General features: G+C 58.1%; 13 protein-coding genes and 1 pseudogene. 1 reads left to right on the top strand and 13 read right to left on the bottom strand.

The genetic code is table 11. The annotated features are described in order from the left end of the window. Nucleotides 1-43: 43 nt before the first annotated feature. Complete coding sequence (gene adhP, locus ACA064_RS09180; protein WP_497673067.1) at nucleotides 44-1,072, top strand: alcohol dehydrogenase AdhP; 1,029 nt, start codon at nucleotides 44-46, stop codon at nucleotides 1,070-1,072. Nucleotides 1,073-1,378: 306 nt separating this feature from the next. On the opposite strand, the gene ACA064_RS09175 is transcribed toward adhP, so the two are convergent. The 13 genes and pseudogenes from ACA064_RS09175 to ACA064_RS09115 form a co-directional block, all read right to left on the bottom strand. After that, on the bottom strand, nucleotides 1,379-1,999 hold the full coding sequence (locus ACA064_RS09175; RefSeq protein WP_497673066.1) for a tyrosine-type recombinase/integrase: 621 nt from the start codon (nucleotides 1,997-1,999) through the stop codon (nucleotides 1,379-1,381). A 182-nt stretch (nucleotides 2,000-2,181) separates the two neighbouring features. Beyond that, the gene (locus ACA064_RS09170; RefSeq protein ID WP_497673065.1) at nucleotides 2,182-2,334 is read right to left on the bottom strand and encodes a hypothetical protein; all 153 of its coding nucleotides are present in this window, start codon (nucleotides 2,332-2,334) and stop codon (nucleotides 2,182-2,184) included. A gap of 200 nt (nucleotides 2,335-2,534) precedes the next feature. Continuing rightward, nucleotides 2,535-3,143, bottom strand: coding sequence for a PqiC family protein (locus ACA064_RS09165; protein ID WP_497673064.1), 609 nt, complete (start codon nucleotides 3,141-3,143; stop codon nucleotides 2,535-2,537). A gap of 5 nt (nucleotides 3,144-3,148) precedes the next feature. Next, complete coding sequence (locus tag ACA064_RS09160; protein WP_497673063.1) at nucleotides 3,149-4,822, bottom strand: PqiB family protein; 1,674 nt, start codon at nucleotides 4,820-4,822, stop codon at nucleotides 3,149-3,151. Continuing rightward, entirely contained in the window at nucleotides 4,815-5,429 is a 615-nt protein-coding gene (locus ACA064_RS09155) for a paraquat-inducible protein A (RefSeq protein WP_497673062.1), read from the bottom strand. Before ACA064_RS09155 ends, ACA064_RS09160 begins: the two co-directional genes overlap by 8 nt. Next, entirely contained in the window at nucleotides 5,429-5,992 is a 564-nt protein-coding gene (locus ACA064_RS09150) for a paraquat-inducible protein A (RefSeq protein ID WP_497673061.1), read from the bottom strand. Before ACA064_RS09150 ends, ACA064_RS09155 begins: the two co-directional genes overlap by 1 nt. A 686-nt stretch (nucleotides 5,993-6,678) precedes the next feature. After that, the gene (locus ACA064_RS09145) at nucleotides 6,679-7,440 is read right to left on the bottom strand and encodes a bestrophin-like domain (RefSeq protein WP_497673060.1); all 762 of its coding nucleotides are present in this window, start codon (nucleotides 7,438-7,440) and stop codon (nucleotides 6,679-6,681) included. Nucleotides 7,441-7,553: 113 nt separating this feature from the next. Beyond that, nucleotides 7,554-7,727, bottom strand: a pseudogene (locus ACA064_RS09140) (IS5/IS1182 family transposase); the annotation flags it as partial. 377 nt (nucleotides 7,728-8,104) lie between these two features. After that, nucleotides 8,105-9,733 carry a 3-(methylthio)propionyl-CoA ligase gene (locus ACA064_RS09135; protein WP_497673059.1) on the bottom strand — a complete coding sequence of 543 codons (1,629 nt, stop codon included), beginning with the start codon at nucleotides 9,731-9,733 and terminating at the stop codon, nucleotides 8,105-8,107. Nucleotides 9,734-9,768: 35 nt separating this feature from the next. Continuing rightward, entirely contained in the window at nucleotides 9,769-10,635 is an 867-nt protein-coding gene (locus ACA064_RS09130; protein WP_497673058.1) for an SDR family NAD(P)-dependent oxidoreductase, read from the bottom strand. Nucleotides 10,636-10,731: 96 nt separating this feature from the next. Continuing rightward, the gene (locus tag ACA064_RS09125; RefSeq protein ID WP_497673057.1) at nucleotides 10,732-11,208 is read right to left on the bottom strand and encodes a 2,4'-dihydroxyacetophenone dioxygenase family protein; all 477 of its coding nucleotides are present in this window, start codon (nucleotides 11,206-11,208) and stop codon (nucleotides 10,732-10,734) included. A gap of 194 nt (nucleotides 11,209-11,402) precedes the next feature. Continuing rightward, entirely contained in the window at nucleotides 11,403-11,669 is a 267-nt protein-coding gene (locus ACA064_RS09120) for a hypothetical protein (RefSeq protein ID WP_497673056.1), read from the bottom strand. Between the two features lie 158 nt (nucleotides 11,670-11,827). Next, entirely contained in the window at nucleotides 11,828-12,034 is a 207-nt protein-coding gene (locus ACA064_RS09115; RefSeq protein ID WP_497673055.1) for a hypothetical protein, read from the bottom strand. Between the last annotated feature and the right edge of the window lie 295 nt (nucleotides 12,035-12,329).

Raw genomic sequence — 12,329 nt, 5'->3', positions numbered from 1 at the left:
TCTTCACTGATTAAACGCGCCACATATCCATGGGGACTGCACCATGCCTAAAACAATGAAAGCCGCTGTCGTTCATGAGTTTGGCAAACCGCTGCAAATCCGGGAAGTGAAGGTACCTACCCCCGGTTCGGGCCAGGTCCTGGTCAAGATTGCCGCCTGCGGCGTATGCCATACCGACCTGCATGCCGCCGAAGGCGATTGGCCAGTCAAACCCAAGCCGCCCTTCATTCCAGGCCACGAGGGAGTGGGACAGGTCGTCGGCGTGGGGGCCGGAGTCAAGCACGTCAAGGAAGGTGACCGGGTAGGCGTCCCCTGGTTGCATTCCGCCTGCGGCCATTGTGAGCACTGCCTGGGCGGCTGGGAAACTCTCTGCCAATCCCAACAGAACACCGGCTACTCGGTGAATGGTGGCTTTGCCGAATATGCCCTGGCGGACGCCAACTTCGTCGGTCACTTGCCGGACAACATCGAATTCATCGAGATCGCCCCCATATTGTGTGCCGGCGTGACCGTCTATAAAGGCTTGAAGATGACCGACACCCGCCCCGGACAGTGGGTAGCAATCTCCGGCATCGGCGGCCTCGGCCATATGGCAGTGCAGTACGCCAAGGCCATGGGCCTGAACGTTGCCGCCGTGGATGTGGACAATCAGAAACTGGAATTCGCCCGGCACCTTGGCGCCACGCTCACCGTCAATGCCCTCGACCAGGACCCGGCAGCCTACTTGAAGAGTGAAATTGGCGGAACCCATGGCGCGCTGGTCACCGCCGTCTCGCCAAAGGCTTTCGCACAAGCTCTGGGCATGACTCGCCGCGGCGGAACCATCGTCCTCAACGGCCTACCGCCGGGCGAGTTCTCCCTGTCGATCTTCGATATGGTGCTCAACGGCACCACAGTGCGCGGCTCCATCGTCGGCACCCGGCTAGACCTGCAGGAAGCGCTGAGTTTCGCTGCCGAAGGCAAGGTCAAGGCGACGGTCCACAGCGAACCCCTGGAAAACATCAACGACATCTTCACCCGTATGCACAAAGGCCAGATCGAAGGCCGCATCGTGCTCGATCTCACAGTCTGATGCGTCGGATGCTGCTCGCCCAGACAGAACCATGCCGGCAACGTGCTTACTTTAAGCTCTTGGGGTAAGCGATCAGGTACTGGCGGCTCTGCGCGTCGGCCTGCCCAGGGAACATCATCAAGTTGCCCAGCAGCAGGGTGGTTGGGCTCGCTAGCCATTCGTCCAGTGAGCCGACATCGCAAGTGCTTCTGCGAAGGTCAGCTCATTGGCGTGTTGCGGACTTTCATTTCTCTGATCAAGCCAAGCAGCAAATGTCTCCTCATGGCCGGACAGCGACGGTCTAGCATCGACCGTCGCAGTGGGTGTTCAGACTTCCGTCTGTTCCGCCATTTCCAGGGCATCATCGACCTCGATGCCCAGGTATCTGACGGTGCTTTCAAGCTTCGTATGGCCAAGTAGGAGTTGAACTGCTCTCAGGTTCTTCGTCCTGCGATAGATCAGCGATGCTTTGGTTCTCCGTAATGTGTGAGTACCGTACATGGTTGGGTCAAGGCCAATGGCTGTTACCCATGCTTTGACTATTCGAGCGTATTGCCTGGTGGAGAGATGATCTGAGCCGTGCAACCGGGTCGGAAACAAGAAGTCCTCACTGCGGAGGTGGGCCTGATGCATCCAAGCCTCCAGAACCGTTCGGGTTTGCTCAGTGATTTCAAACTGGACTGGGTGCTGAGTTTTCTGCTGCATCACGATGGCCCGTGACGACACATGTTCCCCATGGGCTATGTCTCGTACTCGCAGCTTGGTTAAGTCACAGGCGCGCAGCTTGCTGTCGATGGCCAAGTTGAAGAGGGCCAGATCCCGTGTCTTCTCCGCGAGCTGGAGCCTGACCCGGATGGCCCAGATATCTCTGACTCGGAGCGGGGCTTTCTGCCCGACAAGCTTTCCCTTGTTCCAAGGCTGATGGCTGTATGTAGCAATAATCTTCATGGCTTGTCCTCCACGTTGAGGGAGGACAAGGGTGGATCAGTCATGCTGCGTGGTGGTCGCTAACCGACCCAAACCGGCCGGTCACGCGTCTACGAGACTAGAAGCGATTCAATCATCCAGGTCAGCCTAATATGAGCAAGCAAGCGCTTTTAGTCACTCGAGAGGTCGCAGCATGGAAGCAATTACGAATCCGAACGGCGCTTGGATTTATCTGAGCCCGTGACGTTGTTGTTTTTCGCCGCATCAAGCCTTATCTGCTCCAAATTTTTCTCGTCCATCAATGGTAGCGACGCCAAATAAGCCTCATATTGATACTCAATGTAATTTTGCAGCATGTCAGGAATTTCTTTGATTCCGCTCAGCTTCAGATAGCCAACATTGAACTCACTGGACTGCCGATTTCAACATGGATGGAACACTCATCCGCGAGATCGCACGAAGAGCCCTTACCTCTGCTGCGGCGCCATCATCCAACGGCCCGCGCGCTCTCGGTGCATTAGCACTTGGCACCCGGTGTCTCCGCCGCCATCTTGACCTAAGGACAAGCTGTTCCCTGCTGTTTTGACCAGCTACGTGCGGTACCTACAATAGCGCTCGCCAACTGTCCAATGGCCTGCTGATGGGCCAACACCACATCCTGCACTCCGGGGCCGGCGGGTTGGCGGATGATGCTACTGCACGTCAGGCTCCGAGATTTTTCGCCAGCGCCGCGCAGGCTGATGCTCCAGACCGTATCGATCAAGGCGTACTGGCCCGGCAACGAGTCGAAACGCCGGACGTCGGTTTGCAGCGAGAGCACTTCGCGGCCGGGAATCTTGGGCAGGCCCGCCAGGTCACGGGTACCCAGCTTGAGCTCCATCTGGCTGGCCAGGGCGTCATGGAACTCATCGGCCAGCGGCGCGCTCCAGCGCTCGGTTTCGAGGATCGCCAGGGCTCCGCTGCCCTGGCGGACCACCACCTGCGGCTGGTCGACCGAAACCGGGATGCGCACCGGCAGCATCTCGAACTGAAAGGCTGGCGCGGCTACATGGGTGCGCGCAGCAGTGTCCGTCGCAGTCGGCACCAGGGTGTAGTAATGGGTCGGTGCCGACGTGCAGGCGCTCAGGCCCAGGGTGGCGAAAATGGCCAGGGAGCGAATAGTCATGGGGTTCATTCCTGGTCAATGTCTCTGGAAGATGAAGACGATGATTTATATCCGTCGGGCTTGTTGTCTTTGATCCGTCCGCGAATCAGCGCCTCGGGATGCCGGCCCAGGAAATCGGTCAGCACCCGCACCGAACGCGCGGTACGCTGGACCTCATCCATCGCCTGACCAAATTGCTGGCGCTGCGGTGAATCCTCGGAAAAGCTGTCATTGGCCGAGGCCACGGTTTTCTTGGTCTGCACCAGGGTATCGCGCATCTGCGGCAACACTTCGCCATTGACCTGCTTGAGGGTCTTCTGCAGGTCGCTGAGGGTGCCATTGAGGTTGGCGGCAATCTGGTCGATCGGCAGCTTGCTGATCTTGTCGACGACGGCTTGCAGTTGCTCCTGAAGTTTATCCAGGCTGCCCGGTACCGTCGGAATCTCCACGGGTCGTGCCGCCACGTCGAAGTTCACCGGTGTGGCGTTCGGGACAAAATCCAGGGCGATGTAGAGTTGGCCGGTGATCAGGTTGCCAGTCCTGGCCTGGGCTCTGAGCCCCCGCGCGACGAACTGCCCCATTACTTGTACCGCCATGGCCTCGTCGTTGACGTCCCGGTTCTTCAACATTTTTTCATGGGCCTTACCCAGCCTGCTGGGATATATCACGGCGCCAATGAGGGTGGGGAAGCTTTTCTTGACCTCGTCATAGTCCAGGTCAACCGATACCACCCGCCCCAGGTTCATCCCGTGAAACTCCACCGGTGCATTGATCACCAGACCTCGCAAGGGCTGATCGAAGCGCATGCGGATGTAGTGTGGCTCGCCATCGGCCGGAGCCATGGCCGTTTGCTGGTCGTTGAACAGGGTGAACCGGGTGTTTTCTTCTGCGATCACGGGATTGGGGCTGTACTTGGGTTCCACGAAAGCGATCCCGCCGGCCAGAATCGAGGCCAGCGACTCGGTGTTCACTTTCAGGCCGTCGGCGGCCAGGCTGACATCCACCCCGCTGGCGTTCCAGAATCGGCTGTCGCGGGTCACGAACCTGTCGTTCGGGGCATGGATGAAGATCTGCACTTCGACGCTTTTGCCGTCATCCGCGAGCTGATAGGACACCACTTCACCCACCGGAATACGCCGGTAGTAGACGCTCGAGCCGATATCCAGCGAGCCAAGGTCGTCGGTTTTCAAGGTGTAACGGGTGCCTAGCTCACCGTAGATAATCGACGGCGGAGTTTCGAGGCCGACAAACGCTTTTTGCGGCTTGTTCGACTCACTGGCATCGGCACCGATAAAGGACCCGGACAATAGCGTATCGATCCCCGAGATGCCTTGGGCGCCGATACGCGGCCGCACGACCCAGAAGCGCGTATCTTCAGTAGCAAAGGATTTGGCGAAACCTTCGAGGTCGATGATCACATCGACATGGCTTTGGTCCTCGCGCAAGGTAATCGAGGTCACCTTGCCGATGACCACGTTCTTGTATTTGACCTGGGTCTTGTTCGCCACCAGCCCTTCGGCCGTCAGGAAGCTCACGGTAATCTGTGGCCCCTCCGTTCTTGCGTTATGGATCACCATGGACAACCCGACCAGGGCCGCGACAATCGGCACCAGCCACACCAGGGACACATTGAAACGTCGACGCTTGACCTCGGGAGTACCTGGAGCCGGCGCGGCGGTGGAACTTGGATGATCAGTCATTTTCAACCTCTGCGTCCCAGATTAGCCGGGGATCGAAACTCATGGCAGCGAACATCGTCATAACCACCACCAGACCGAAAAATAGAATACCGATCCGCGGATCGATGGTACTGAGGGATTTGAATTGCACCAGGGCGGCGATCACGGCCACCACCAGCACGTCGAGCATCGACCAGTAACCGATCACTTCGATCAGTCGATAGAGTTTCGCCCGCTCGCGCATGGCCCAGCGACTGTGGCGCTGGCAGCTGATCAGCAACGTGCCGAGCACCAGGAACTTCATGCAGGGCACTGCCACGCTGGCAATGAAAATCAGCAGCGCCAGGTCCCATTCCCCTGCGCTCCAGAACTCGACGATCCCGCTGAAGATGGTGTTTTCGCTGCCGCTGCCAAAAATGTCGGTATACATCACCGGCATCACGTTGGCCGGGATGTAGAAGACCAGGCTGGCCAGCAAAAATGCCCAGGTACGCGAAATGCTGTTGGGTTTGCGTCGATGCAGGGGTGATTCGCAACGAGAGCAGCTCGGGTCCGCCGCCGGGCAGACCTGGCCGCAGGTATGGCACAAGGTCAGATTCAACTGGCTGGCATAGGGCGGCATGTTCATCAAATAACGTCCTCCAGATCCTTCCACAGCCTGCGGATGCCTTTACCGGAAATCAGGATGATCAGCACGGTGAGCATGGCCAGCGCCCACAATCCCACCCCCGGATGCACATCGAGCATGCCCGCCAGTTTGATGATAGCCACCAGAATACCCAGCAAGCACACTTCGAGCATGCTCCAGGGCCGCAAGTGCTCCAGGGTCCGCATGCAGTTCTTGAAGCCGGGAGCCGCGCGCCCGCCCAGAGCAAAGCTGAGCACCCAGCACGACAGGCAGATTTGCAGGAGTGGCGCGAGGATGATTGCCAGCCCTGTCACCGCCGCTATTACGCTGATCTCTCCTTGCGCCAGGGCTTGCACCGACTGCCACAGTGTCGCTTGATTACTCAGACCTTGCAGACTGATGGTCATGATCGGGAACGCGTTGGCGAACACAAACAACAGCGCCGCGCTGATGGACAGTGCCAGCAGTTGTTGAACGCTGAACGACTCCCCGCGATCCAGAATGGCCGCGCAACGAATGCAAAGAGCCGTCTGGCCCTTGGCCAAAGGGACTGCCTTGTACACCGAGTCGCAGTGCTCGCAGCGTGATCCACGCTGGAGAAGAGGTCATAGGCTCGATTAAGGTGTATCGAAGATCCATTCCTTTGAACCGGACAAGATCGTCCGGCTTAAGGGTGTGGGACCAAGTCATCATAGAAGCCCAGATCAAAAGCGTTTGCCATGATCGACACATCAAATAAGAATCCGTTTCTAAAGTACCGCCGCAACCTCACTGAATGATAGTTCACCATCAAGCAGGCGGTTAGCCGCCAGATACCGACGCTGACTCTCGACGATCTTGCTAAAAGCCTGAAAATCTCCCTTCTTACTGTTTCGATTGACAACTACCCAAGGGGAGATCGTCGCGTATACGCGATTCTATGAGGTCGGTAATTCACGCGCGACACAGGACATGACCTTCAAGCTCGGACCGGAGCCTAAGGCAGCACCAATAGCGTTAGCAGCTCCTAACCATTGTTAAACAGATCCGGAGCGCGAGAGGAATTAGGCGCTATAAATCGGGTGTGAGCTGCGATCGGCGTGGTGTTGCTGATTGTCCCATCGATGGTCGCGCAGGCCGGACTCGCCGCTGTTCGGGTGTAGACGTACAGCGCGGCACTCACGCGGTATCTCGCCTAAGTCGGCGTCGCGGACAGTTTGACCGTAAGCGTGCGGCCCCCCGGATGTCCGATGCCGTCCGCACGGTGAAATTACTTCCCGATGTACATGAGAGCAGACCGCAACGGGGCATCCGAGACATGGATCACCCCGATGTAAGGATGAGCCATGTCGACAACCAGAAAGACCGCAGCAGCAACCGACATGGAGCAGATGCACATGACGCCAATCACAGTGGGATTTGCCGGAGCCTGGAGGCCGAACGTCGCGAACAGCCAGGCCAGCCAGAAAGTCAGGATGACGAGAAATGCAGTCGGCAGCCCTTCCGTGTTGCTCTCGACAAGCATCCAATGCGCTTCCGCCAAAAGTCCGCTAACCTCCAGTGCGCGAGCCTGAAGCATCCGTTGAGGTTCGTTTTTGGGCGTAAGCGCCCGGAGTTCGCCCTGAATTGGCTCGATACCTGGGGACTCGTCAAAAGGATTGACAAGGGCCGACCTTGAGGACGAATTGCCCCAACCCTGGCTTAACCTGGTTTCAATCAACTGATGGAGACGGGTTCGCGCCTCCGACGTCTCTGGACCATACTGTGCCATGACCCTGTCGAGCAGAACGATGCGTGCGGCCGATGTCCGCAGCTCGGTCTCGTTGTTGTCATAGACATTTTTGGCGGACGCAATCAAAAGCCCAAGTGCGAGAGCGGACAACGTTCCCACAACTGCCGTTGCGAGACGGATCACGTCCTTGGATTCGGCATCAAGATGGTGAATCGGTAGGCGAATGCGGAGCAGTATTCCGATTAGTGCGGCTCCGAACAGGCAGGCGAAAACAGTTCCTCCGATGATGATGGAGCTCAATTTGTTATCTCCTTAAATCTGCGGCGATCCTTATCTTTGTGCAGCGATAACGATTGCCTGGCGGAAGTCTGTGACCTGCGCAGCGAAGTCGAAAGCTTCTAAGGACGTTAGACAGGCCGGCCAGTATCTGCCGGTATGACGCCTTCAAAACCCAGCTTGACCAGGTCGAGTTCGTCGACAAAGACGTCGACTACGCGCACCGGATTGGTATCCGTGACGTAATCGTCGAGACTTTCGGGCAGTAAGGTGCTTTGGCCTCGATGTTCACCTTGAATAAAGCGCTTCATGGGCGATCCCTGCGATGAAATCCTTAGAAATCATAGCAAGGATTCGCGGAGGCGTTTTTACACACTCTGGGCCGATAGTTGCCGGTCACTAACGGTTGATATGTACCCAGAGCTGTCAGAAGAGTCAGGCATGCTGCAGACCACCTTTTCACCTGTTGTACCCGGGCTCTGTCAGGGCAGGTTAGAACTGACGACGGAGGTAGAAGGGCAACCGGGGTGACCCCTTGAATGCGCAGACGTGCAAGTGCAGGCCGACGTACCGAGGCGCATTTATAGCTCCTCGATAACCATAAACCTCTGCCTTTGCCTTTGCCTCGACGGAGCGTGCCAGGTCCATAACTATTGGCCGGACAAGCCTGCCCGCTTCGGTTTCATGGCTAGAAACGATAGTCCTGGAACTGTTCGCGCAACTTCATTTTTTGCAACTTCCCCGTCGCTGTAAGCGGGAGCGACTCCACGTAAGCGACATCATCCGGCAACCACCACTTCGCCACACGGGTTTGCAAGAACCCGAGCAGCTCATCCTTGCTGGCCATTTTACCCGGTTTCAGAACCACGACCAGCAACGGTCGTTCCTGCCACTTGGGATGGGGGATACCGATAACGGCTGCCTGCGCCACCGCCGGATGACCGACCGCGGCATTTTCCAGGTCGATTGAGGAGATCCACTCGCCACCGGACTTGATGACATCCTTGGCACGGTCGGTGATCTGCATATAGCCATCCGGATCGATGGTTGCGATATCGCCGGTACCAAGCCAGCCATCTTCATCCAGCAGCGACCCACCCTCGCCCCGGTAATACTGGCTGGCAATCCACGGCCCCCTGACCAACAGATGGCCAGCGGCTTTGCCGTCACGGAGCAGTTCGGCGCCCGCTTCGTCCACGATCTTCATCGACACCCCGAACAACGCCCGCCCCTGCTTGGCCTGCAGATCAAGCCGCTCATCGATCGATGCGTTGCAATGCTTGGGCAGCGGGTTGCAGACGGTGCCAAGCGGCGACATCTCGGTCATGCCCCAGGCATGCAGCACCCGGGTGCCAAAACGGGTTTCGAACGTCTCGACCTGGGCCCTCGGCGCTGCGGCCCCGCCAATCACCACCCGGTTCAGGTGCAGGTCCACCAACGGGTCCAGCCCTGCGCTTTCGACATGCTGTTGCAAGGCCATCCATACCGTGGGCACGCCTAGGGCAAGGGTCACCTTCTCGGCACGCATCAACTCATACAGGCTTTGGCCATCGAGCGCCGCTCCTGGCAGAACCAGCCTGGCACCACTCATTGCTCCCGCGTAGGGCATGCCCCAGGCGTTGACGTGGAACATGGGCACAACCAATAGCGCCGAATCGGCCGACGACAGGCCAAAGCCGTCCTGCGTGCACAGCGCCAGGGAATGCAGAATCGAGGAGCGGTGAGAAAACAGTACGCCCTTCGGATTGCCAGTGGTTCCCGAGGTGTAGCACAACGACGAGGCGGCCCGCTCATCGAGCAGTGGCCAGGTGAACGCTTCACTCCGGTCCCCGATCAATTCCTCATAACACAGCAGGTTGGGCACCTCGATGGCCGGCATCCGGCCGCGATCTGTCAGGGCGATGAAGGCTTTGACGGTCTTCATTCGCGGTGCCAGCTGCTCGATGAGCGCGGCAAACGACAGATCGAAGAACAGGTACTGGTCTTCGGCGTGGTTGGCAATGAACTCGATTTGCTCGGGAAACAGTCGAGGGTTGATGGTATGCAGCACCGCGCCCATGCCCGAAACGCCGAAATACAGTTCCATGTGCCGGTAGCCATTCCAGGCCAGCGTAGCGATCCGTTCGCCGGGCTGCACATCCAGGGCAGTCAGGGCATTGGCCAGCTGTTTGGCTCGCCGGCCGATATCGGCATAGCTGCAGTGATGCATCGGCCCCTCGACCGTGCGCGAGGCGATTTCGCTCTGCGGATGCATACTCAAGGCGTGCTCGAGAACCGATGAAATCAATAAGGGGTGATCCTGCATCAAACCCAGCATGGCGATGTGCTCCGTTTTGCTTGTTGTCTAGACGATCAGAGGTAACCAATTTTTCGCGCGTCGCTTAACATCACCCGACGCATCAGGCCCAAGGACAGCCGCTTGAGGTGGAATACCAGCCTGGCGAACGGCCCGATCAGCAACAGGTCCTGGCCTTTCTGAACGGCACGCACCATGCCTTCGGCGACCAGTACCGGTTCACATCCCTTGGCCTGATAGTAAGCATGCAAACGTTCGAGCTGTGCTTCGCTGACCGACGGCGAAATGTTGCTGCGGGTCTGGGTGATCGGTGTATTGATGATGCCGGGACAAACAGTGGTCACGCCGATATCGGTATCGGCCAGCTCCATCTTCAGCACTTCATTGAAACCGAATACCGCATGTTTCGACGCGGCATAGGCCGCCATCGTTGGTGAGGGGTAGATGCCGGCCACCGAGGCGACGTTTAGCACATGGCGCGTACCTCCGGCCCTGATCATTTGCGGGATGAAGTGGTAGCAGCCATGCACCACGCCCATCACATTGATATCCATCACCCGTTGCCAATGGGCCAGATCACTCTGCAGGAATTGGCCGAGGTAGCCGATTCCGGCGTTGTTGATCAGCACATCGAGGGGCCCCAGCGTGGTGTGAATATGCTCGGCGAACGCCTGCATTTCACTCTCGCTCGATACATCGAGCTTATAAGTCATGCAGGCTGCGCCCAGGGCTTCGACTTCAGTACGGACATCTTTCAGCGCATCCGAGTTGATGTCGGTGGCAAGGATATGGGCGCCGCGGCGGGCGAACGCCAGCGCCGCCTCTCGACCGATGCCGGAGGCGGCACCGGTGATGAGTACTTTCTTGTTCTTTAGGTTGGGTATGGCCATGTGGGTTTCCAGCGGGAATGGGGGCGTCTGCATCAGCAATGCTCGATCAGCTATGTTCTCAAGGCATTTTTAAATGGCTGTCAGACAGGTGTCGGCGATCCCTTGAAGGGGGCGGATCGCCGCGGTAGGTCAGACCGAGAAGCTGGTGATGTCCTTGGCTTCGATGTCATTGGCTTCGCAGAAGGCGCGGTAGCGCTGCACGCTCGATTTCCAGTTCTCGATGGCGCAGATGTTGTCGTTCTCGTCGTAATACAGCAGGTCGCCCTGGGTGATGTTCAGGGTGATGATTTCATCGCCGAACTCGGCCAGCGCGAGGGGGGTGTGACTGGTGCCGGCGGTTTCGAAGACCACGCCGCCCGGTTTGGAGATCCAGTCGTGCTCGAGGTATTTCCAGCCGCCCTTGACGGTGTAAACGATCACGGTGCCGGTGTGGTAGTGCCTGGGCAGCGTGGTGCCGGCCGGGGCCTTGAGCAGGGTGATGGTCTCGCCACGAACCGGGTCGCACTTGATGTACTTGATGAAGACTTCGTCGCTGTAGGGAGCGAAGGGAACCCAGGGCAGGTCTTCGTCGTTGATGGCCGCGGTATCGATGCTTTCGTACAACATGGTGATGCTCCTCGGATGACTGCCGCTGGCGGCAAGTTGGACACTCTGAGGGCCATCCTGAAGTTGCGGCGCAACAATTGCCCCCCCGACGGCGAGGGGGCTGAGGGCAAATTTGGTGGTAATGCATATAGCACGTTCGCTGCTCATCAGCAGTGAAACGTTGCGCACAGAGATGTGCCCATCAGCCTGCCGACCTATCGCCGACCGAGGCCCACAAGAATGCGCAGTCTTCGGTATCGGCTGCACAGCCCACGTTGCAATTGAAGTGTCCGCGCCGGCCCACCCAGCGCCCGAAGCTGATACTGCGACACCGCCGTCATGAGTGCTTCCGCTTCTAGGCGCAGGCGTTCGATTTCCTCCGCTGGCTTCACGCCTCTCGCTTCGTTGTACATGCGCAATGCTTGCAGAGCCTGCTGCATTAGCGGGTCCCCCGCAGCAATCTTCTCGTCATGATCTCCCATACCGGCCTCCATAGCCGATCATTTGATGTGGACAGTATAGGCAGATTCGCATGCTAGCCCAGCCGGTAGGAACACATCGGCAGGCACGACCAGGGAGCGGAGTAGTTGGAGTAGAGGGCGCTGCGACACTTACGGTTAAGCAGGGCGAGCCCCATACTTTACTTCTGGGCCAACAGCAGACCAAAGTCTTCTCGGCCGGTTTCCTTAGTCGCCAGGTCGAGGAACTGCACGGACCCTCCAACTGGAAGCAGGGTATCCAACTGGTCCAGCGCCTCGACAGGGACCGCCGCGGCATGAGCAATTCGCCATGGATCGCCACGCAGCAGCTCGCGGGCACCGTACAGGCTGATGCTGCGGGTGGTCATGGATTAGCCAAAGTCAAAAGTGATTGGCGCAAAATATCAAATAAATGGCGCCCTTTATCAAATAAACACTCTGTATCTCCCCAGAATGCATTGCTCAACGAGTTAGAACCTGTCAGTTGGAGGTGTGTGCGTCATTCTCGTTGGGCTTTCTCGGTCGCACTCGGGTAGCTGCCGAAGATCTAGCATTGGATCGACGCTGCAGTGGGCATCTTGCTCTCAGGACTTAAGCAGCCACTGAGCTAGTTTGTTTGTCTGCCGAGGCATGCAAGTCCGGCAATAGCCTGGAGATATCTAC

The organism is Pseudomonas sp. LBUM1658 (assembly GCF_059716055.1).
This window is presented reverse-complemented; position numbering and strand designations above follow the sequence as displayed.

Bases quoted from the DNA above. Each gene is read 5' to 3' on its own strand.
- ACA064_RS09130 (WP_497673058.1), bottom strand. From the start codon at position 10,635: ATGCAGACGCCCCCATTCCCGCTGGAAACCCACATGGCCATACCCAAC.
- ACA064_RS09175 (WP_497673066.1), bottom strand. From the start codon at position 1,999: ATGAAGATTATTGCTACATACAGCCATCAGCCTTGGAACAAGGGAAAG.
- ACA064_RS09120 (WP_497673056.1), bottom strand. From the start codon at position 11,669: ATGGGAGATCATGACGAGAAGATTGCTGCGGGGGACCCGCTAATGCAG.
- ACA064_RS09170 (WP_497673065.1), bottom strand. From the start codon at position 2,334: ATGCTGCAAAATTACATTGAGTATCAATATGAGGCTTATTTGGCGTCG.
- ACA064_RS09135 (WP_497673059.1), bottom strand. From the start codon at position 9,733: ATGCTGGGTTTGATGCAGGATCACCCCTTATTGATTTCATCGGTTCTC.
- ACA064_RS09160 (WP_497673063.1), bottom strand. From the start codon at position 4,822: ATGACTGATCATCCAAGTTCCACCGCCGCGCCGGCTCCAGGTACTCCC.
- ACA064_RS09115 (WP_497673055.1), bottom strand. From the start codon at position 12,034: ATGACCACCCGCAGCATCAGCCTGTACGGTGCCCGCGAGCTGCTGCGT.
- ACA064_RS09125 (WP_497673057.1), bottom strand. From the start codon at position 11,208: ATGTTGTACGAAAGCATCGATACCGCGGCCATCAACGACGAAGACCTG.
- adhP (WP_497673067.1), top strand. From the start codon at position 44: ATGCCTAAAACAATGAAAGCCGCTGTCGTTCATGAGTTTGGCAAACCG.
- ACA064_RS09155 (WP_497673062.1), bottom strand. From the start codon at position 5,429: ATGAACATGCCGCCCTATGCCAGCCAGTTGAATCTGACCTTGTGCCAT.
- ACA064_RS09165 (WP_497673064.1), bottom strand. From the start codon at position 3,143: ATGACTATTCGCTCCCTGGCCATTTTCGCCACCCTGGGCCTGAGCGCC.